The organism is Holdemanella sp. MSK.7.32 (assembly GCF_024460475.1).
Taxonomy (GTDB): domain Bacteria; phylum Bacillota_I; class Bacilli_A; order Erysipelotrichales; family Erysipelotrichaceae; genus Holdemanella.
The window spans coordinates 1-20,463 of the sequence record NZ_JANFYN010000042.1; the positions used below are offsets into that span (position 1 = coordinate 1).

General features: G+C 34.8%; 20 protein-coding genes, 1 other RNA gene and 2 riboswitches. Of the genes, 8 read left to right on the forward strand and 13 right to left on the reverse strand.

From position 1 onward, the window contains the following. Nucleotides 1-1,153: hypothetical protein (locus NE544_RS09385; protein WP_256269151.1), on the reverse strand; the 1,153-nt coding region annotated here is incomplete at its 3' end. Nucleotides 1,154-1,385: 232 nt separating this feature from the next. Between NE544_RS09385 and NE544_RS09390 the strand changes: the two genes are divergently transcribed. After that, on the forward strand, nucleotides 1,386-1,730 hold the full coding sequence (locus tag NE544_RS09390) for a transposase zinc-binding domain-containing protein (protein ID WP_256269152.1): 345 nt from the start codon (nucleotides 1,386-1,388) through the stop codon (nucleotides 1,728-1,730). After that, nucleotides 1,687-2,364, forward strand: coding sequence for a transposase (locus tag NE544_RS09395; protein ID WP_256269153.1), 678 nt, complete (start codon nucleotides 1,687-1,689; stop codon nucleotides 2,362-2,364). The genes NE544_RS09390 and NE544_RS09395 overlap by 44 nt, the downstream gene beginning before the upstream one ends. 36 nt (nucleotides 2,365-2,400) lie before the next feature. Here NE544_RS09395 and nrdD read toward each other — a convergent pair whose 3' ends face one another. After that, nucleotides 2,401-4,575: an anaerobic ribonucleoside-triphosphate reductase gene (gene nrdD / locus NE544_RS09400; protein WP_118116009.1), complete on the reverse strand. Its 2,175-nt coding sequence runs from the start codon at nucleotides 4,573-4,575 to the stop codon at nucleotides 2,401-2,403. Nucleotides 4,576-4,897: 322 nt separating this feature from the next. On the opposite strand from nrdD, the gene NE544_RS09405 reads away from it, so the two are divergent. Beyond that, nucleotides 4,898-5,596 carry a TIGR00266 family protein gene (locus tag NE544_RS09405; protein WP_256269154.1) on the forward strand — a complete coding sequence of 233 codons (699 nt, stop codon included), beginning with the start codon at nucleotides 4,898-4,900 and terminating at the stop codon, nucleotides 5,594-5,596. A 25-nt stretch (nucleotides 5,597-5,621) separates the two neighbouring features. Here the strand turns inward: NE544_RS09405 and NE544_RS09410 are convergent, their stop codons facing one another. Continuing rightward, a complete protein-coding gene (locus NE544_RS09410; protein ID WP_117571092.1) occupies nucleotides 5,622-6,020 on the reverse strand; it encodes a metal-dependent transcriptional regulator in 399 nt (132 codons plus the stop codon). A gap of 132 nt (nucleotides 6,021-6,152) precedes the next feature. Here NE544_RS09410 and NE544_RS09415 point away from each other — a divergent pair, with 132 nt between their 5' ends. Next, entirely contained in the window at nucleotides 6,153-7,085 is a 933-nt protein-coding gene (locus NE544_RS09415) for a DUF1002 domain-containing protein (RefSeq protein WP_118116727.1), read from the forward strand. A 12-nt stretch (nucleotides 7,086-7,097) separates the two neighbouring features. Here the strand turns inward: NE544_RS09415 and NE544_RS09420 are convergent, their stop codons facing one another. Both NE544_RS09420 and NE544_RS09425 read right to left on the reverse strand, forming a co-directional pair. Next, nucleotides 7,098-8,288: an iron-containing alcohol dehydrogenase gene (locus NE544_RS09420; RefSeq protein ID WP_256269155.1), complete on the reverse strand. Its 1,191-nt coding sequence runs from the start codon at nucleotides 8,286-8,288 to the stop codon at nucleotides 7,098-7,100. An 11-nt stretch (nucleotides 8,289-8,299) separates the two neighbouring features. Then, nucleotides 8,300-8,884, reverse strand: a complete 585-nt coding sequence (locus NE544_RS09425; protein ID WP_256269156.1) for an HdeD family acid-resistance protein — start codon at nucleotides 8,882-8,884, stop codon at nucleotides 8,300-8,302. 148 nt (nucleotides 8,885-9,032) lie between these two features. Here NE544_RS09425 and NE544_RS09430 point away from each other — a divergent pair, with 148 nt between their 5' ends. Next, nucleotides 9,033-9,509 carry a small multi-drug export protein gene (locus NE544_RS09430; protein ID WP_118116723.1) on the forward strand — a complete coding sequence of 159 codons (477 nt, stop codon included), beginning with the start codon at nucleotides 9,033-9,035 and terminating at the stop codon, nucleotides 9,507-9,509. Nucleotides 9,510-9,560: 51 nt separating this feature from the next. On the opposite strand, the gene NE544_RS09435 is transcribed toward NE544_RS09430, so the two are convergent. From NE544_RS09435 to gpsB, 5 genes are all read right to left on the reverse strand, one after another. After that, nucleotides 9,561-10,499, reverse strand: a complete 939-nt coding sequence (locus tag NE544_RS09435) for a magnesium transporter CorA family protein (RefSeq protein WP_118116194.1) — start codon at nucleotides 10,497-10,499, stop codon at nucleotides 9,561-9,563. 180 nt (nucleotides 10,500-10,679) lie between these two features. Further along, nucleotides 10,680-11,135, reverse strand: a complete 456-nt coding sequence (locus tag NE544_RS09440; RefSeq protein WP_117571086.1) for a pyridoxamine 5'-phosphate oxidase family protein — start codon at nucleotides 11,133-11,135, stop codon at nucleotides 10,680-10,682. Nucleotides 11,136-11,142: 7 nt separating this feature from the next. Next, nucleotides 11,143-11,781 carry an ECF transporter S component gene (locus tag NE544_RS09445; protein ID WP_117571085.1) on the reverse strand — a complete coding sequence of 213 codons (639 nt, stop codon included), beginning with the start codon at nucleotides 11,779-11,781 and terminating at the stop codon, nucleotides 11,143-11,145. A gap of 86 nt (nucleotides 11,782-11,867) precedes the next feature. Further along, nucleotides 11,868-11,981: riboswitch (FMN riboswitch) on the reverse strand. Between the two features lie 75 nt (nucleotides 11,982-12,056). Further along, nucleotides 12,057-12,400: RNase P RNA component class B (rnpB, locus tag NE544_RS09450), an RNA gene on the reverse strand. Nucleotides 12,401-12,404: 4 nt separating this feature from the next. Next, nucleotides 12,405-12,746: a cell division regulator GpsB gene (gene gpsB / locus NE544_RS09455; RefSeq protein ID WP_117924274.1), complete on the reverse strand. Its 342-nt coding sequence runs from the start codon at nucleotides 12,744-12,746 to the stop codon at nucleotides 12,405-12,407. Nucleotides 12,747-12,903: 157 nt separating this feature from the next. Here gpsB and recU point away from each other — a divergent pair, with 157 nt between their 5' ends. Next, the gene (gene recU, locus NE544_RS09460; RefSeq protein WP_270490958.1) at nucleotides 12,904-13,443 is read left to right on the forward strand and encodes a Holliday junction resolvase RecU; all 540 of its coding nucleotides are present in this window, start codon (nucleotides 12,904-12,906) and stop codon (nucleotides 13,441-13,443) included. Beyond that, a complete protein-coding gene (locus NE544_RS09465) occupies nucleotides 13,444-15,933 on the forward strand; it encodes a transglycosylase domain-containing protein (protein ID WP_256269157.1) in 2,490 nt (829 codons plus the stop codon). It begins immediately after the preceding gene. 50 nt (nucleotides 15,934-15,983) lie between these two features. Here NE544_RS09465 and pflA read toward each other — a convergent pair whose 3' ends face one another. The 3 genes from pflA to NE544_RS09480 all read right to left on the reverse strand — a co-directional run bounded on the left by pflA (nucleotide 15,984) and on the right by NE544_RS09480 (nucleotide 20,078). Then, nucleotides 15,984-16,709: a pyruvate formate-lyase-activating protein gene (gene pflA, locus NE544_RS09470; RefSeq protein ID WP_118116188.1), complete on the reverse strand. Its 726-nt coding sequence runs from the start codon at nucleotides 16,707-16,709 to the stop codon at nucleotides 15,984-15,986. A 28-nt stretch (nucleotides 16,710-16,737) separates the two neighbouring features. Beyond that, complete coding sequence (pflB, locus tag NE544_RS09475) at nucleotides 16,738-18,975, reverse strand: formate C-acetyltransferase (protein WP_256269158.1); 2,238 nt, start codon at nucleotides 18,973-18,975, stop codon at nucleotides 16,738-16,740. A gap of 103 nt (nucleotides 18,976-19,078) precedes the next feature. After that, nucleotides 19,079-19,155: riboswitch (ZMP/ZTP riboswitch) on the reverse strand. A gap of 53 nt (nucleotides 19,156-19,208) precedes the next feature. Next, nucleotides 19,209-20,078: a YitT family protein gene (locus NE544_RS09480; protein WP_256269159.1), complete on the reverse strand. Its 870-nt coding sequence runs from the start codon at nucleotides 20,076-20,078 to the stop codon at nucleotides 19,209-19,211. A gap of 239 nt (nucleotides 20,079-20,317) precedes the next feature. Between NE544_RS09480 and NE544_RS09485 the strand changes: the two genes are divergently transcribed. Continuing rightward, on the forward strand, nucleotides 20,318-20,428 hold the full coding sequence (locus tag NE544_RS09485; RefSeq protein WP_256269160.1) for a helix-turn-helix transcriptional regulator: 111 nt from the start codon (nucleotides 20,318-20,320) through the stop codon (nucleotides 20,426-20,428). The last annotated feature ends 35 nt before the right edge of the window (nucleotides 20,429-20,463 follow it).

The window sequence follows — 20,463 nt, forward strand, 5'->3', positions numbered from 1 at the left end:
TTTTATACGCAAAACTCGATAATGTTTTGTTTTCCTTCTTTGGTCGATAGAGCATCCTTGTTTTCAACTGCTTGAAGTTCAAGTCTTCAACTACTAGACTCTTCTTCTTGGATTTACATTGTTCCATGATTTCAATGGCCAACTGATACAGTTCTTCATTTCGTTTATTCTTTGTATTCTCTTTATGGATTGGATACTTCTTGATCAATACGATATTTCCATCCTTATTGGTTTCACATAGTGCTATATGGTCCACATTGATATCGATTCCTATTGCTCCATACAATGTATCTGTCTTTGGAAGATTCATATGTTTTTCAAATATAGCTTTCACAATAAAGTATTCACCATAATCCATCAACTCATAGGCTACTGCCTTATTAGGTGAATTGTGTTCTTCATTGACTCTTGCATACAATTCATCCTTGTATTTGTGAAACTGCACCTTGAATACAATGTCTTTCTGAGTACTCCGATAGGTCAACATATCATTCTCAACATTTAATTTGAAAAGGTTGTTTGAATACTTGCCCTGCCTTCTACCAGTAATAAGCATTCTTCTTGCTCTTTTAAAACGATATGTTTTTAAATAACCATTTTTCAAATTCTTTTTGCCACCAAAACATACAGAAGGCATCTTTCTTTTAAGTTTGAACTCGTTTCGATTTCTTCTGAATTTAAGATTACGAATGATGCTCTTCAATCTTTTGATATTTGGATCCAATACCTGTACCTCATACAGATAATCTTCTTCTGTATATTTCTTTTTCTTGGATCTGTTGATCAGTTTCTCTTTTTCCTTTAAAACCTTCTTCAATTGTTTCTCATTCTTTTTGATTTTCTTGTCTATCTTTTTGATACGAGTCTTGATCAAATCACGATCTTCCTTTTCTCTACATTTAAGACTCTTCACCAAAGCCTTGGCCTCATATATGGCAGACAAAGGAAAATAATCACTTGTACCATAGAAGGACTTGATCATTCTTTGATCCGTTTCTGAATAGGTAACATCCTTATAGGCACGATCAAAACAGATTTTGAATGCCTTATGAAGCATACAGTTATACAGTTCAAGATCCTTTTTAATGATGGATTCAGCTTCTGATTCTAGATCATTATAATAGATTCTTTGCGACATTGAAAACACCTTCATAAGACAAGTCCTCCTGTTCTATCTGACTCTATTATACTATATTCAAAACAGATTTAACAGATAGATTTGAGACTTTCTAATTTATTTTATTTGTATCATTATATCATCAATTTGATTATGTGATATTTATCGGTATTCTCACATGTTCACATTAAATTCACATTGGACATATTCAAGTCCTTATCATTTACCAAGTCTTGTTTATATCTCTATTTAATTCTATACTTCAATTATGGATACAACTTATCATTCAAACATTCCAATTGAAACTCTATCACTTTTAGATTGTAATGTTAGAAACTTCAATTTTATTCATCCCATCAACAATATCTTCTTCGATAATATTGACTACATTCGAAAACTAGATGCTTCCGGTAAAGCTCGTCCATGCATTTTAGACAATGTAGAACGTTCTCTTCTTTGCCACACATGTTATCTTGGCTTTGACCAATTTGAATGTCCCGATTGTGACAACTGGAACATTATCCCTCATTCATGCCATTCCAGGTTCTGTAATGCATGTGGTGTTAAATATGCCAAACAGCTTGCAGCCAAGGCTACTTCTTTTTTGTCTTGACTGCCCTCATAGACACATTGTATTTACTATTCCTGAAGAACTTAGAAACTGGTTCAGACAGGATCGCACTCGACTCAATCTATTGTTTGTTGCTTCTAGAAACACCATTTCCATTCTTACCAATAAATCTCTTGCTGATAAACTCAAAAAGAAAAAGCTATCTGATACCCACTATATATTCAAAAACATTCCTGTTCATAATGAGTTTGGTATGATTGCCACTATACATACTTTTGGAAAGGACCTTAAATGGAATCCACACATTCATTGTCTTATTCCTGAATTAATCTATTCTTTAAAAAAAGATAAAATCAAAACATTTCATCATTTCAATTTTACTAAGCTTAGAAAAACTTTTCAGTTTGAATTAATTCGACTCATCCAGGAAGCTGGTGGATTAAAGAAACCTGAAGAAAAGAACAGACTCTATAAGAAGCATCCCAAAGGATTCTATGTCTATGTCAAGTTCAAATCAGATGACAACGATTCAAACAATGCTTCATCTAATAAAAATAGTAAAGATATTCAAGGCTGCATAAACTACTTCATTCGCTATGCAGGTAGACCTGCCATGGCTGAAAACAGAATTACAGAATACAATAAAGAATCAAATGTCAACCGGTTCCTTTTTTGATGATCATAAGGATAAAAAAGAGCTAGAAACTAGCTCTTATAAGTGTAGTACTCTTTCTTTGATTTCTTGTGTTCGTCCTTGATTCCAGAACTGTGTACCGATATATCCACAAGTACGACGAGCCACATTCATTTTTTCTTGGTCACGATTTCCACAATTTGGACATTCCCAAACTAATTTATGGTTTTCATCTTCCACAATCTTGATTTCTCCTGTATATCCACATACTTGGCAATAATCTGATTTTGTGTTCAACTCTGCATACATAATATGATTATAAATATGTTTCATAATTGCCAAAACAGCTTCAATGTTATTTTCCATATTTGGAACTTCTACATAGCTAATGGCTCCACCTGGAGAAAGTTTTTGAAACTGTGATTCAAATGTTAATTTAGTAAACGCATCAATTTCTTCTGTTACATGAACATGATAGCTATTTGTGATATAGTTCTTATCCGTTACATGTGGAATAATTCCAAAACGCTCTTGTAGATGTTTAGAGAACTTAAATGTAGTTGACTCCATAGGAGTTCCATATAATGAGAAATCAATATTTTCTTCTGCCTTCCATTTAGCACAAGCATCATTTAGATACTGCATAACTTTCAATCCAAATGAAGTTCCTGGCTCTTCAGTATGAGGGTGTCCAGTCATATAATATACACATTCACATAATCCAGCATATCCTAAAGAAATTGTAGAATATCCACCAAATAATAATTTGTCGATTGGCTCTCCTTTTTTCAAACGCGCCAATGCACCATTTTGCCATAAAATAGGAGCTACATCACTTGGTGTACCTAATAATCTTTCATGACGACACATCAATGCCTTTTTACACAACGCCAATCTTTCATCCATGATTCTCCAGAATGCTTCTTCATCCTGTTTACTAGAACAAGCTACATCAACTAAGTTCAAAGTAACAACACCTTGGTTGAATCGACCATAGTATTTTGGTTTACCATTTTCATCTAAATATGTAGTTAAGAATGAACGACATCCCATACATGGATAACAATGCCCTTCTCCATTCGCATCTACTTTTAATTCCAACATTTTCTTTTCAGAAATATAATCTGGAACCATACGCTTAGCTGTACATCTAGCCGCTAATTCTGTCAAATACCAATATTTAGAATCTTCTTCAATGTTGTTTTCTTCAAGAACATAAATCAATTTAGGGAAAGCCGGCGTAATCCAGATTCCTTTTTCATTTTTAACACCCTTGATTCTTTGTTTCAACATTTCTTCAATAATCATAGCTAAGTCATCACGAGTCTGTCCTTCAGGCACTTCATTTAAATACATGAAGACAGTCACAAATGGAGCTTGACCATTTGTCGTCATCAATGTGATAACCTGGTATTGAATCATCTGTACACCTTTTTCAATTTCTTTACGAACACGCATTTCTGCCATTTTATTAACTGTATCTTCAGATGAATCTAGATTCAATGATTCTAATTCTTCTTTTACTTCACGACGTGCTTTTTCTCTTGAAACCTGTACAAATGGAGCTAAGTGAGAAAGTGTAATACTTTGCCCTCCATATTGTGAACTAGCAACTTGCGCAATAATTTGTGTAGCTACGTTACATGCTGTAGAGAAACTATGTGGTTTTTCAATCATTGTTTCAGAAATAACTGTACCATTTTGAAGCATGTCCTCTAAATTTACTAAACAACAGTTGTGCATGTGTTGTGCAAAGTAATCTGAATCATGGAAATGAATAATACCTTTTTCATGAGCCTCCATAACATCTTGAGGTAACAAGAAACGTTTTGTGATATCCTTTGAAACTTCTCCAGCCATATAATCACGCTGAACACTGTTTACTAATGGATTTTTATTTGAGTTTTCTTGTTTAACTTCTTCATTATTACGCTCCAATAAAGACATGATCTGTTTATCTGTTGAATTTGCCTTACGAATTAAAGCACGTTCATAACGATATGTGATATAGTTGTGAGCTACTGCAAAACAACGATGTTCCATCAATTCTCCCTCAACCATATCTTGAATTTCTTCCACATTTGGGCTTCTCTTCAAGTTTTCACATTTATCGATAACACTTTGCGTAACAGAATGAATCAATTCATCTGTCATTTGATTGTGTGTTGTAGCTTTATTTGCTTTTTTGATTGCATTTTCAATCTTTGATGCATCAAAAACGACTTCTTCTCCACTTCTTTTAATTACATTCATATTAATCCTCCTAAAAATAGTTGAACCTTCAACTATTTTTCGTATACATCTAGTATACTAATAATTTTTTCTAAAACAAGCCTTTACATTCATACAAAATAATGCTTGACCTTTAAGTAAAGGAAACCAGTTTTTTATTTTTTTAAAGTCCGCTAATTTGTGTAAATATTTTAATTTCTAACCAATTTTGTGCAACCCCCTTTATCATTAAGATAATACTAATATTGACACTTATTGTGTCAATTTAAATAAATTATAATAATTAATGATAAATTCACATACACTTGATACAATAAAAGAAAGAAGCAAAAAGGAGGTCACTATGGACTATAAAATCAAAGGCGATTCAGATTGCCCTATCATTGAAATCAATCTACAAAATAATGAAACAGTAAAAATCGAAAGAGGCTCTATGGCCTATATGTCAAACGTTGTGATTGAAGGTAAAATGAACAGTAACAAAAAAGGCATTGGTGGTGTATTAGGCGCCTTAGGACGAAGCCTTACCAGTGGTGAAAGCATGTTTATTACAGAGGCTACCGGAACAAGTCACGATGGATTGCTTGGTATTGCACCTTCTATTCCAGGAAAAATCGTATGTTTAGAGGTTACACCAGCATGTCACTACTATTTAAATAACGGTGCTTTTTTGGCATGCGATAACACTGTTAGCTACGAAATGAAAACACAAAGCGTTGGAAAAGCATTATTCGGTGGAACCGGTGGATTCTTTGTCATGCATACATCTGGACAAGGCGACCTATTGATCAATGCATATGGCGATATTATGGAAATCAATGTAGATGCAGATCATCCAATCATAATTGATAATGAACACGTTATCGCATGGGACGATTCTTTAGATTATGAAATCAAAATTGCATCCGGGACATTTGGATTCACTACAGGCGAAGGTTTAGTGAATGAGTTCCACGGTACTGGAAAAGTATACATCCAATCTCGTAACTTACATTCATTAGCCGATGCATTAACCCCATTCATACCTCAAGGAAAGGACTAAAAAAAGCGTGAGCCATTCACGCTTTTTACTTACAATCGTCCCCCTTGCAGTCAATACATGAGCGCACGCATTTACTACCCTTTAATTTTTTAAAACTCTCTTCACTAATTGTATGTTCCATACGACAAGCTTCTTCTTCTGCAAGAACAGGTTCTACACCAGCATGAAGCAATTGATTTTTAAAATAAATATGCCTTTCATACACTTGACTCGCCTGTTTTTGCCCTTGTTCTGTAAAGAATAAATATCCTGTTTTATCCGTATAAATCAATTCTTTTTCTTTTAAGTCTTTCAAAGCATGTGAAACACTCGGCTTAGAAAAACCTAGAGCTGCCGCCACATCAATAGCACGAACATTCTCTTGTTGAGACTTTAATACATATATTGTTTCTAAATAATCTTCCTGAGATTGTGTTAGCTGCATTTCTATTCCTCCGGTTAGTTTTAACTTACCATAAAAGTATAACAAAATTTCACATAAGATTCAAAACTTTTGCACAAAAAATAAAGTTAAGATACACTAGTAAAGTAAATTTATGCAAAAGGAGAACAAAAAATGTTTAAATGTAATAAATTATTAGGCGTATCTCTAGCAGCCGTTATGAGCATTTCAGCCACTGCCACGAATGTATTCGCAATCGATACATCTGTTATAGATGAAAAATGGGGTAAACCAACCGTTGTATATGGCGGTGGTTTAAGTGAAGATCAAATCCAAAGCACACGTGAATTATTTGATATTGAAGATACAAATAACGTCTACGAAACAAGTGTTGATGCCAACGACTTATACAACTATTTAGGAATTGCTGGTGGAGATACATCCAGTTTGATTTCAAGTGTTATGGTTCAAAAACAAGATTCTGGTACAGGTGTAAAAGTAAAGATCATCACACAAAGCAATATCACAAAGATCACATCCAACCAATATGCCAACGCCGCAATTACAGCAGGTGTCAGTGATGTTGAAATCGATGTTGCTTCCGTTTCAAAAGTAACCGGAGAATCTGCTTTAACCGGTGTTTACAAAGCGTTAGAAGCTAACGGAGAAACACTAGATCCAGATCGTACACAAGTTGCACAAGATGAGCTTGAAACAACAAACGAAATTGCTCAAAATAATGCAGACGATTCTAATTTTGACTCTGCCCGCTTAGATCAGGCTTTAGTAGAAATCAAACAAGAGCTTGCCCAAATCAAACAGAACCAAGGTAGTGCTGCAACTACCGAACAAGTTGAACAAGTCGTACAGGATGCTTTGAAGAAATTTAATTTAAGTGACATCATCTCTCAAGACGATATTGATAAATTGATTGCATTCGCCAAGAAATATCAAAACACTTCAGCTATTGACTCACAAGAAGTATTAAATCAATTAAACAAATTATCTGGCAGTTTAAAAAATCAATTATCTGGATTATTCAACAAAGCCCAATCTGAAGGATGGTTTGACAAGATTATTAACTTCATTAAAAGTCTATTTAACTAAAACAAGGAAGTCTTAAGCGACTTCCTTTTCATTTGCCATACGATATATTTCAAGCATATCCATTTCATCCAACTCTTTAAATTTTCCAATTGTGCGCGTATGCTCAAAGCTGCATTTGTATGTTAATTCATACAATTCCGGTTCTGTACACTTACGTTTTAACAATCCTTGAATACTTGTCGGCATGCCGATACTTCTAAAGAATTCTTCCATCTTTTCAATAGTATTCAAAGCGCAAGATAATGTATCCGAATCATCCAAGCCAAAAACACGATGTCCAAGCTTGGCAAATCGCGTTGGATTTTCCATATATACATGATTTGCCCAACTATCCCAAATAGCTGCAAGACCTGCACCATGTGCTACATTAAACATTCCACTTAATTCATGTTCCAATTGATGGCAAGCCCAATCTCCTAAAGAGCGATCTCCAGTCATGTCATTGTGTGAAACACTACCTGCCCACATAATTTCAGAGCGCGCCTGTTCGTTAGAAGGATCTTCTAAAAGAATTTTTGCGTTTTTTATGACAGTACGGACTAAACTTTCTGCCATTTGATCTACCAAATCCAATGTTTGGTATGGCGTAAAATATCGTTCCAATGTATGCATAATAATATCCGTACACCCACACATTGTTTGATATCGAGATACAGTATATGTTAATTCTGGATTTAAAATAGAAAATTTAAAATATCCATAATCACTGCTTAAACCACGTTTCAGATTACCATCTTCATTTGTGATTACACTTGAATTGCTCATTTCACTGCCTGTTGCGGATAGCGTTAAGATACACCCCATAGGCAAAGCACCCTTCATCTTTTTCTTTCTTGCGTAATAATCCCAGACAGCACCCTCATTATAAACACCATACGCAATGCCTTTGCTTGAGTCTAAAACGCTTCCTCCACCAACAGCAAGAATAAAGTCAACTCCTTCTTCTTTACAAATTTGAATTCCTTCGTTCACCTTTGAAAGTAGTGGATTGGCAACAACACCTCCACACAAACAATAGGCAATATTTTCTTCATCAAGTGCCTTTTTCACTCGATCCAAAAGACCGGATTGAATGGCACTTTTCCCTCCATAATGAATCAATACTTTCTTTGGATGATATTCTTGTAAAATCTTTCCAACCCTTTGTTCCTCATCTTTACCAAAATACACTTTTGTTGGTGCATAAAACTTAAATTTTTCCATGTTTACCCCTTTTAAATCTTTTTCATTGAAACAGCTTCAATCAACAAGCTAAGACCAGCCACAACCAAATAGGTCGCAATAATATAATTAATGACTAAAGCACTTTGGAATGGCATTACCAAAAAAATAATACCTAATAATAGATTGACCCACCCTGTCAAACTTAAATATTTCGTATCGATCACTCTAAAGAAACTAAGTCTAGAACCCCAAGTAATCTTTTGAATACCATTAACCAATAGCACAAACGCAAACAAAAATGTCAATGTACTTACAGTAATTGTAACTGGCATCGTGCATAATAAACAACCTAACAAAATATTTAAGATACCACTGGCTAGCCACATTGCATCTCTAAAGAAGAAGGTTGTTGTGATATATGAATAAATTTCACATGCACCCCAAACAATCAAGCTAATGGCTGCGATAATTTGAATCGTTGTGAATACCTTTTCTGGAAACGCAAAACATAAAATACCAATAAGAATCAATACTATACTTAATATTATACTCATTCTTTTAGCCTTTTTATACCTTTCATTCCATTGTGTTGTGAATTCATCAATATAATCATAATCAGAATCAAACCATTTCATAAGTAACATCTCCTTTATGATTTCAGTATAACACTATTTTTAGCACTTTCAATGTAATAGTGCTAGACACATTTCAAATTCTGTCTATTATTGTAAATTTATGTCATCAATGATAAACTTTTACTTGTCGAAAAAAAGGAGATTTTAAATGTTTAAAAAATACCTGATTGTGTTTTTTGTATCTATGGTACCCCTTATTGAACTTCGTGGAGCCATCCCAATCGCAGCCGGAATGGGATTACCATTTATACAATATTATATAATTGCGATTATTGGAAATATGATTCCTGTTCCCTTCATCTATTTCTTTGCCAGAAAGATTCTTGTCTGGGGAGCTGACAAGCCAGTTGTCGGAAATTTCTTTACGTGGTGTCTAGAAAAAGGTGAAAAAGGTGGTAAAAAATTACAAGCCACTGCAGGAAAAGGATTGTTTGTAGCCCTATTGTTATTTGTGGGTATTCCATTACCAGGAACAGGAGCCTGGACTGGTACACTTGCCGCTAGTATCTTAGATATGGATTTCAAATCAAGTGTACTAGCCGTTATGTTAGGTGTCATTTTGGCAGGTATCATCATGGCTCTTGCGAGTATGGGATTGTTTGGAGCACTTGGAGCACTATTCTAATAGTGCTTTTTCTTTTATCTAAAAGAAAAAAGGTTTAAAAAAAACCAAACCTTACTTAAACATATTGTGTCTGAAAAAATAAACAGTCGCAATTACACAAGCTAAAATAGCTACAAAACTTGGAAACCATACAAATGGGAATGGCAACTGTACGTTCATCCCATAGAATCCAAAAATAATATTTGGGATAGCCATAACAATTGTGATTACAGTCAATTTATTCATGACAATGTTCATATTATTAGAAATAATACTCGCAAACGTATCCATTGTACCTGCCATTGTGTTTGAGTAAATATTACACATCTCGATGGCCTGATGGATTTCAATCATTACGTCTTCCAACAAATCTTCATCCTCTTCATATAATTGAATCTGTTTTCCACGCATAATCTTACTTAATGTAACCTCATCTGATTTTAAAGATGTTGAAAAGTAAACCAATGACTTTTCTAAGCCTAACATTTCAATCAATTCATCATTTTCTACAGACTGATGCAAACGCGTTTCTGTTCGACTTGATAAGCGGTCAATTTGGCGTAAACAAATCAAGAAACGTTGCGAAATACGCAATGCCAAAAGTAAGAAAAATCTTGTTTTTAAACGTGTATCCATACCTTTTATTCTACCTTGTGACATTTCTAAAATACTCCAGTTTTCATATAAACTGATTGTCACAACATACCCCTTTAAAATCACAATACCAATTGGCAATGTAGAATAGGTTGAATCAATTGAATCATCATCTTCATTTTCTGCACTTGGGTAGTCAAAGATAATCAACACTTGTCTAAAATCATCATCATAATCAATATGTGAACTTTCTTCTTCATCCAACGAAGATTTTACAAATTCAGGTAAGATTCCTATTTGTTCAATTAAAAAATTTCTTTCTTCTTCCGTAGGTGCAACCGCATTGATCCAGCATCCTGGTTCTGGTTCTGCAATCTTGCGTGTTCCATCTTCAAACGTTTTATAAAATTCTAACACAATTTGTCCTCCTTATATCTTAAACGAAGACAAATCTCATGTCTCCGAACGTATTTGTTTTTTCATAATTATAATAACTCGGGTCTGGAGACATGTTTTCACCTACTTTCATACATAAGATATTGTATCATATCCATGTCAAAATCTCGTGAATTTTCACAAAAAAATGACTAGTATAAACTAGTCATAAGGTTTGTATTCAACTGTTTCTTTGTCAAAATCAATAAATAACTGGAATGCATTGCGATTTTCATCTTCATCCCAAATTTCCACAAACTTAGGAGTCACTTCAATTAAGATTTCTGTATCAATGTGTGAATATGCATTATAGCTTTGCCACAAAAATTCTTTATATTTCTTTTCAAAAATACGTCCCGGCTCATCAACAACCAAGCCTAAGTTTTTAGCAGTACCCTCTACTTGCACCCCATTAAAGCACATAGCTACTTTATCATTTTTGAACAATTGTTGTGTTTTTCTAAAGTTTTTGTCTGTCTTAAAATAAATCTTGTCATTGTAGAAAACGCAACTTACATTTCTTACCATAGGATAATCATCCACACAGCTTGCCAAAGCCATGATTTTATAATCCCCTAATTTTTCATCCATAATTTTTTTTGCTTCTAAAAGTTCCATATTTTTTCTAACCTTTCATAACTAATATTAAAACTGCAATTGATACAATAATAAATGCACTGACAATTCCCACATCTTTTGTAAGTCCTTCACTTGTATTAGACTGTGGAACAAACTGCGTGTTTCTCAACGCATTTACAAGTGGTTTGTAGATCAACATTGCACAGGCTGCATTTAATGTACATTTAATAATATTGAATGGAACAATACCTGGAAGTAACATACCGACCACTGCACTTCTTGGCATTTGATAATAAATTGGTGTAATAATGTAGTTCCATAATGTCATACTCAATGTACAGCATACAGTTCCTAATACCAAGCCGATGATAGCTCCTTTTTTAGAGTGTTTATACTTATAGATGCAGGCTGCAACACATGCGAATGTACAAGTTGAAATCACATTCATCAAAACATCTAATAAGTTTCCTCCACGGAATACGATTTCTAAAAACGAACACAATAGACTCATAATAAAAGATGTCATAGGACCATAAATAAATCCTGCAATCACAATAATGATATCTTTTGGATCGTAGCTTAGAAAAGATACGGCTGGTACAATTGGAAATTGTATCAATAAGTTTAAAACCATTGCCATCGCACTTAAGATCGCAATCGTTGTTAGTTTCTTTGTTGAACTCATAAATCATCATCCCTTCATATATCAACTAAAAAACGTGCCTAAAGAAAATCCCCTAGGCGCGTTTAAATATACAAAAGAATATATAAAAACATCTTCTTCCATCCAGACTATACTGTCGCCACTGGAATTGCACCAGTTCATGCATAATGCTCGCGGGGTTTACCGCCGATAGGGAATTTCACCCAACCCTGAAGATTTAATTTATGCAAATTCAGTATACACTTGTTTCAAACAAAAAAAAAGAGCAAATTAAATTGCTCTTTGTAGTATCCTTAAATCATAAGCCATGTTCTGTTCCACTTGCGTGGTGACAGTCATTTATCTATAGCATAAAGCTATCCAGCCTTCCTTTCGTTTCATTCCAGCCGGTTCCCCTACCAAATTTGGGTTTCTCGCTTGTGGGGTTTACCCGTTCCACCCTATACGTTTCCATATAGATTCGTCTCTGTGGCACTTTTAAAGTTTGTTTACATAGTTTCCCTTAGCAAACAAAACAGCCGTCAAGCAATAACTTGCCTAGACTTATTTATTCATCTAGCACAAACACTACAATCATCACAGATTGTGCGAGCATGGACTTTCCTCTAACTATCTAAGTAGCCAGCGACTGTCGATTTAATTCACTATTCTTCGCTTTGATTAAATACAGCTTTTTCCAAACGTGCAATACGTTTTAAGATATCTACTGTATTACTGCTTCCATTCACAAAATCAGAATTTACTTTTTCGTTTAAGTTTTCATTCTCACTTTGTAACGCAAACAACTGTTGCTGTAATTCTTTGATTTTTTCTTCATAACGAGTGACTGCAGCACCTAATTCTTCTACTTTTTCATCATATTTCTGATAATCTTCAATTACCATATCTAGAAATTCATCTACTTCAGCAGGGGCATATCCCTTCAAGTCTACATGAAATTCTTTTTCATAAATTTCCTGAGCTGTCAAATTCATATCTTTTGCCATATATAAGTCCCCCTATATCTACCTAAATATTATGAATGTTTTACACAAAAAAATCAACTCTGACTTTTCAGATTCATTGAATGTTCATTCTTTTTCATATATAATGTTCGTGATGAGCACTATTAAATATCCGAATGCAATTTCAACCATAAATACAATGCAACAAAAGAGTTATAGTTCTCGAGGTATGCGCCTCGAAAACGATATAAACGACTCTAATAAATATTATAGAGAACTCGATAGAGCTTTGATTTATAAAAAGCCAACACCCGTTCAAGTTGTTCATGTGGACTATCCAAAAAGGCAAAGAGCTAAAATCACTGAAGCTTATTATAAAACGCCTTCCACGACGGACTACAATGGCGTATATCGAGGTAAATACATTGATTTTGAAGCAAAGGAAACGAAAAATAAAACGAGTTTTCCACTCTTTATGATTCATCCACATCAAATCAAACATCTAAAAAAAGTTGTATTTCATGGAGGTATTGGTTTTTTTATTATTCGATTTAATTATCATAACGAAACATACCTTGTTGATTCAAAACTGCTCATAGATAAAATAGAAAATATAGACAAAAGCTCTATACCATATTCTTGGTTTCAATCCCACGGGATTCTTATTCAAGAAGGATTATATCCTAGGTTAGCGTATTTAAAAGCTGTAGATGAACTCTATTTTAAGGAGGATAAGTAAATGGCCCAACCACAAAACGAACAAAATAAGCCAAAAACACAAAAGACAAACAGAAGAAAACTAGACATTTGGAATAAACTAGCCGTATCCGTCTTATCTATATTTTTAGTTGGATGCATCTCCGTATTCTTCGTTCTTGTCAACATCATCAACGATCCTGACGGCATGCGTTTTTCGCAAGACGGTTTGACTACATTGTCCAATTCAAGACTTTACGATGCTTCAGGCAACGTATTCTATGAACTTGGAGATGAAATTCGTGAAGACGTAACCTACTCACAAATTCCACAATCTGTAGTTGATGCTTTTTTATCAATTGAAGATTCACGTTTCTTCGACCACAATGGATTTGACTTGCCACGTTTCTTGAAATCCGCTATGGCAAACTTGAAATCTGGAAGTCTTGCTCAAGGTGGTTCTACATTAACCATGCAGATGATTGATAATGCATTTACAAAGAACCAGGAAAAGAAATTAGAAACTGAACAGGGTACGGTCACAACCGTTCAAAAATTAAAATTAAAAGTTCAAGAAATCTATCTTTCATTGATTGCTGAACAAAGCATTAATAAGGAACAAATCTTTGAATACTACGTAAACCGTATTTGGTTTGGTTCAGGAAACAATACACGTGGTATTCAAAAAGCCGCACAATACTTCTTTAACAAAGATGTATCACAATTAAATTTAGGTGAAGCTGCATTCTTGGCTGGTTGTATCAATGCACCAGATACATACAATCCATTAAACAATTTAAACGAAGCAAACACAAAGCTAGATCATTTAAAAGCTGCTCAAAATCGTAGAAATGTAACTTTGGAATTGATGTTGCAACATGGATATATTACGGAAGAAGAATTTAATCTTGCTTCAAACCAAGACTTATCATTCTCTTTAGTGTATGTAGAGCGTACAAGTGATGATCCAAATCAAGCTTATATCACACAAACATTAAGTGAAGTTATGGAATTAACTGGACAAGATCCAGCCATTATTCCAATGGATATCTATACCGCACTAAATCAAGATGCTCAAAAACAAGCTGATGAAATCTGTAACGGTAACATCGTTCAATTCCCTAACGAATATTTCGATGTTGGTTTCTCAATGATTGAAAACGATACAGGGGAAATTATTGCGGTTGGTCCTGGCCGTCGTTATCACTCAGACTCCGTAAAAATTGATTACTCAACCGAACCAAATCAACCAGGTTCAAGTATGAAACCATTACTTGCCTATGCAAGTACATTTGATATCTTAGGATGGTCTACCGCTCATCAGGTAAACGATAAGAAAAAAGACTATTGGAAAAATGGTTCTTACGCCCCTAAAAACTCAGACGGTAAATACAATGGTATTATGAGTTTACAAGATGCATTAGGTGTTTCAAAAAATACCACAGCCGCTCAAGCTATGATTGATTTAGTAACCGCTAAAGGCTATGATTACTGGATTGATTATTGTAAAAAGCTTGGTTTTAGCGATGAAGTGGCTGAAGGATTTAATGAACAATACGCAATCGGTGGTTCGAGCATGCGTGCAAGCCCAATCCAACAAGCAAGTGCTTACTCAACATTTGCGAATGGAGGTAAGCGTGTGGATGCTCACCGTGTAAGAAAAGTAGTTCGTAGATCCGATAAAAAAGAATTTAAGACAAACGCTAAAACATATGATGTTATCAGTGAACAAGCCGCATGGATGATTTCGCAATTACTTGAAAAAGTAGTTTCAGGTGGTTACCAAAACTACAACGAAATTCTTGCGAGCAACTATACAGTATATGGAAAATCAGGTACAACAGACTGGCCTGCAAATAGCTATGGAATTCCTGAGGGAGTTGCCAAAGATGAATGGTCAGTAGGCTATACAAATAAATATACAATCGCTTGTTGGAGTGGATATACAACGGATGCCATCACAAACTATGGTTTGTATATTACTTGGGATGATTTAAATGTTGCTTCAGCATTCCATATTTCACACTACATGCTTGATTACATGCAAAAATATGCAACATATTCTGCACTTGAAAGACCTAGTGGTATCTCAGACTACAAGGGTGGATACATCAAAGATGAATTCAAATCAAAAGGTGATACAACATCTGATAACAATGATGCGCAAGATGCTTGTGAAGCTAGTGGTGGCGAATGGGATGAAGAAAACCAGACATGTAAAAAGTCTGATAATAAAGAAAGAGAAGCTTGTGAAGCCGATGGTGGTGAATGGGATTCTGAAGCTGGTACATGTAAAAAAGAAGAAGAAAAAGAAGAAACAAACGAAGCCGAAAAAACTTGTACAGATAACGGCGGAACTTGGGACGGAAGTGCATGTACATATCCTTCTACAGAACCAACAGAACCAACAGAACCTACAACACCTGAACCAACGGAGCCTAGTACTCCAGGAACAGATACTTCCACAGACAACACAACAGGCTATGTTTGGTTTGATCGAAGAAATCTCTACAATATATTCGATAGATTATAACAATGAAAGTGCTCAATTGAGCACTTTTTTTGTACACAAAAAAACAGGAATTATCTTCCTGTTTCAAGTATTGTATTCGCAATTTGAAGTTGTTTCTCAGTTGGCGGATCAATTCCTTCTAAAGGATATCCTAAGCCAAGTTCTTTCCATTTATAAGCCCCTAGAGTATGGTATGGTAATACTTCTATTCTTTCTACATTTTTTAATTGAATAATAAATCGATGTAGTCTTTCCAAATATTTTTCATCTGTATTGATTGTTGGTACCAACACATGACGAATCCATACTGGCTTTTGAATGTCAGATAAATACTGAGCTAACTCTAATATATTACTATTTGTATGTCCCGTTAAATCTTTATGAGCCATTTCATCAATATGTTTTATATCTAATAATACTAGATCTGTAACATTCATAAGTTGTTTAAACTTAGAAAAGAATGGTTCTTCAAAAGTAAATGGTTGTCCACAAGTATCCAAAACTGTATTAACACCTTCTTTTTTAGCTAATCTAAAAAGTTCAATCAGAAAATCAATTTGAAGTAATGGTTCACCACCACTGACTGTAATGCCACCATTATCTTTCCAATAAGGACGATATCGTAAAGCTTTCTTTAATACCACTTCTGCACTTTGATCTGGCTCTTTCGTTTTCCAAGTATCGGCATTGTGACAAAACTTACAACGCATATGACATCCTTGCATAAAGATGACATATCTTACGCCTGGTCCATCTACAAGGCCAAACGTTTCAATCGAATGAATTGCTCCTAACATAATATCCTCCTAACTAGAAAGAGCCTTATTAAAGGCTCTTGTGACATGTACGACTAATAACATCTAATTGTTGTTCGCGAGTTAAATCAATAAATTTAACGGCATAGCCAGAAACACGAATTGTAAAGTTTGCGTATTCCTCTTTTTCTGGATGCTCCATCGCATCTTTTAATTTTTCTACACCAAATACATTTACATTCAAGTGGTGAGCACCCTGATCAAAGTATCCATCTAATACATTCACTAAGTTATTTACTCTTTCCTCTTCATTGTGACCCAACGCATCTGGATTAATTGTTTGCGTATTACTAATTCCATCTAACGCATATTCATAAGGAAGTTTTGCGACAGAATTTAGCGATGCCAACAATCCATTTTGTTCTGCTCCATATGCAGGGTTAGCACCTGGTGATAATGGTTCACCTGCTTTTCTTCCATCTGGAAGCGCACCTGTAGCTTTACCATATACAACATTTGAAGTAATTGTAAGAATTGAAGTCGTTGGTTCACTATCACGATATGTGTGGTGTTTTTCGATCTTACGCATAAATGTCTTTAATAACCATACGGCAATTTCATCCGCACGATCATCATCATTTCCATAACGAGGGAAATCCCCTTCAATTTCATAATTAACTACCAATCCATCTTCATCACGAATTGTCTTCACTTTTGCGTATTTGATGGCACTCAATGAATCTACTACATGTGAGAATCCAGCAATACCCGTTGCGAAAGTTCTACGTACATCTGTATCAATCAAAGCCATCTGGCTTGCTTCATAATAATATTTATCATGCATATATTGAATCAAATTCAAAATATTTACATATAACCCTGATAACCAGTCCATCATGATATCGTATTTATGCATTACTTCATCATAATCTAAATACTCACTTGTGATAGGCTTATATTCTGGACCTACTTGTACTTTTGTCTTTTCATCTATACCACCATTGATAGCATATAGTAAACATTTAGCTAAGTTTGCACGAGCACCAAAGAACTGCATTTCTTTACCAGTTTGCGTAGCACTTACACAACAACATACCGCATAATCATCTCCCCATACAGGACGCATTACATCATCATTTTCATATTGAACACTACTTGTATCAATACTTACTTTTGCAGCATATTTCTTGAATGGTTCTGGCAAATTTGAAGAATACAATACAGTTAAGTTTGGTTCTGGACTCGGTCCCATATTTTCAAGTGTATGCAAGAAACGGAAACAAGTTTTAGTAACCATACTTCTTCCATCCATACCTAAACCACCAACATCAAGTGTTGCCCAAACTGGATCTCCTGAGAATAATTGGTTGTAGCTAGGAATTCTGGCAAACTTAACCATTCTAAATTTCATTGTCACATGGTCAACAATTTCTTGAATTTCACTTTCTGTGAAGACACCATTCTCTAAATCTCTTTCAAAATAAATATCTAAGAATGTTGAAATACGACCTACTGACATAGCCGCCCCATTTTGTGTTTTAATAGCAGCTAAATATCCAAAGTATAGCCATTGTACTGCTTCTAATGAGTTTTTAGCAGGCTGAGAAATATCATATCCATAGCTTGCTGCCATAATTTTCATTTCTTTTAACGCCTTGATTTGTTCAGCCAATTCTTCACGCTGACGAATTACATCATCGCTCATTGTTCCATCGCCACAATATGCGAAATCTTTTTGTTTCTGCTCAATTAAATAATCAATACCATAAAGTGCAACACGACGATAATCCCCTACGATACGTCCACGACCATATGTATCTGGTAATCCTGTAACGATTTTGTTACGACGTGCTAAACGCATTTCTGGTGTGTATGCACTAAATACAGCATCATTGTGAGTTTTATGATATTTTGTGAAGATTTCATGTAATTTTTCACTGGGTTTGTATCCATAAGTTTCGCATGCCTCTTCACTCATACGAATACCGCCATAAGGCATAAATGCACGTTTTAATGGTTTATCTGTTTGTAAACCGACAACCTTCTCTAAATCTTTATCTAAATATCCAGGGCCATAAGCAGTTAGACTCGAAACCACTTCTGTTTCCATATCCAATACACCGCCTTTGGCACGTTCTTCTTTTTGTAGTTTTTGAAGTTTTTCCCACAAAGTATTTGTCGATTCTGTTGGACCTTCTAAAAAGCTTTCATCTCCATTATAAGGTTTGTAGTTGTTTTGAATAAAATCACGAACATCTACCTCGTCCTGCCATTTACTGCCTTTAAATCCTTGCCATTGTTCTTTCATGATTGCCTCCTTCTAATGACAGTTAGTTTAAACTAACAATTATTTAAAGTTTACTATGATTCCTTCGAGTAGTCAATTAAAAAGGCCTACCGAAAAGACAAAGTAAACTTGCCCAGACGGTCGGCCTATAACATCATACTTCATGTGGTAACTCCACTTCCGTCAGTCATATGATGCCCAAATCATAACAAAGAACTATCAATTGCGCAAGCGTTTTCATCATGGACGTGAATTTAGCTTTGTGCTTCTCCAATATTTGTCATTTTAAACCCCTCTCCATGTACTTCATGCGACTCTACAACCACAAAGAAAGATTCTGGATCCGCTTCTTGTACAGCCTTTCTTACTTGATACATTTCTTTACTGTTACATGCACACATTACCACTTGCATATCATCTTGTTTATATCCACCTTGTGCATTTAAAATCGTACTTCCCCTTTGACTTGTTTCATCAATCACCTGACAAATTCTTTTTCCCTGTTTTGTGACAATAAAAGCAACTTTACCTGAATTCAAGCCATAAATCATTTTATCCACTACAACCGCGAATAATAAATTTACAATCATGCCATAAATCATTCCATCTACATCTTTAAATAAAATACCACCCACTAGAATAATGCCAACATCCGACAAAAAGGCAATATTTCCTAAAGATAAATGAGGTTTCAATGCCTTTACAGCCATGATGATAAAATCAGATCCTCCTGTAGATGAATTTCTTGTATAGATTATCGCATAGCCAATTCCACCAAAAACTCCCGTACATAGGGCAGCTAATAATCGATCTCCTTGGTAGACTGGAAATAATGGTGCCACATAGTCGATAATCAATGATGATACAATCATACAGCGAATGGAACTGATAAAAAACTTCTTTCCTAATAATTTGTAACAAAGTATCGCAACAGGTATATTCAATAGAATCGTTGAAAAACCAATGGGAATATTAAATAGTCGATAAAAGATAATTGAAATCCCTGAAAATCCTGTCATAGGAAACTTAGCTTGTACGGCAAAGTTATAGATACCAATGGCTACAAAGATACTGCCAACTAATTCCCACATCATTTGTACCAATAATTCTTTTGTCTTATTCATACTTACCTCCAAAAAAAAGAAGCGCCTAAGACCAAATCTTACAGTGAAATCACTGCACCTACGATTTGATTCTAGACGCTTTAACCACTCATCCGGTGAAGAGTGAACGCTATTTTAATGTACTCGACTATTGTATGGGACATATCCATTAAAGTCAAGAAGAATAAGCCAATTCGCCATTTGTGGGATGTTCAATGTATAGTGAAAATAGTAATATTTTAGATGAAAGGAGGCCCATTATGGACACAAAAAAGATAGGAGCCTTTATCGCAATGAATCGCAAGAAAAAAGGATATACACAAGAGCAATTAGCTGAAAAATTAGGTGTGACGGTAGTTCGACAGTTGTAAAATCGTAAATACTCCAAATGTCGCTTATGTAGCGC

Bases quoted from the DNA above. Each gene is read 5' to 3' on its own strand.
- NE544_RS09395 (WP_256269153.1), top strand. From the start codon at position 1,687: ATGCCAAACAGCTTGCAGCCAAGGCTACTTCTTTTTTGTCTTGACTGC.
- NE544_RS09480 (WP_256269159.1), bottom strand. From the start codon at position 20,078: ATGAATAAGACAAAAGAATTATTGGTACAAATGATGTGGGAATTAGTT.
- NE544_RS09415 (WP_118116727.1), top strand. From the start codon at position 6,153: ATGTTTAAATGTAATAAATTATTAGGCGTATCTCTAGCAGCCGTTATG.
- NE544_RS09405 (WP_256269154.1), top strand. From the start codon at position 4,898: ATGGACTATAAAATCAAAGGCGATTCAGATTGCCCTATCATTGAAATC.
- NE544_RS09465 (WP_256269157.1), top strand. From the start codon at position 13,444: ATGGCCCAACCACAAAACGAACAAAATAAGCCAAAAACACAAAAGACA.
- NE544_RS09410 (WP_117571092.1), bottom strand. From the start codon at position 6,020: ATGCAGCTAACACAATCTCAGGAAGATTATTTAGAAACAATATATGTA.
- NE544_RS09420 (WP_256269155.1), bottom strand. From the start codon at position 8,288: ATGGAAAAATTTAAGTTTTATGCACCAACAAAAGTGTATTTTGGTAAA.
- gpsB (WP_117924274.1), bottom strand. From the start codon at position 12,746: ATGGCAAAAGATATGAATTTGACAGCTCAGGAAATTTATGAAAAAGAA.
- NE544_RS09485 (WP_256269160.1), top strand. From the start codon at position 20,318: ATGGACACAAAAAAGATAGGAGCCTTTATCGCAATGAATCGCAAGAAA.
- NE544_RS09390 (WP_256269152.1), top strand. From the start codon at position 1,386: ATGGATACAACTTATCATTCAAACATTCCAATTGAAACTCTATCACTT.
- recU (WP_270490958.1), top strand. From the start codon at position 12,904: ATGCAACAAAAGAGTTATAGTTCTCGAGGTATGCGCCTCGAAAACGAT.
- pflB (WP_256269158.1), bottom strand. From the start codon at position 18,975: ATGAAAGAACAATGGCAAGGATTTAAAGGCAGTAAATGGCAGGACGAG.
- NE544_RS09445 (WP_117571085.1), bottom strand. From the start codon at position 11,781: ATGAGTTCAACAAAGAAACTAACAACGATTGCGATCTTAAGTGCGATG.
- pflA (WP_118116188.1), bottom strand. From the start codon at position 16,709: ATGTTAGGAGCAATTCATTCGATTGAAACGTTTGGCCTTGTAGATGGA.
- NE544_RS09425 (WP_256269156.1), bottom strand. From the start codon at position 8,884: ATGAAATGGTTTGATTCTGATTATGATTATATTGATGAATTCACAACA.
- nrdD (WP_118116009.1), bottom strand. From the start codon at position 4,575: ATGAATGTAATTAAAAGAAGTGGAGAAGAAGTCGTTTTTGATGCATCA.
- NE544_RS09430 (WP_118116723.1), top strand. From the start codon at position 9,033: ATGTTTAAAAAATACCTGATTGTGTTTTTTGTATCTATGGTACCCCTT.
- NE544_RS09440 (WP_117571086.1), bottom strand. From the start codon at position 11,135: ATGGAACTTTTAGAAGCAAAAAAAATTATGGATGAAAAATTAGGGGAT.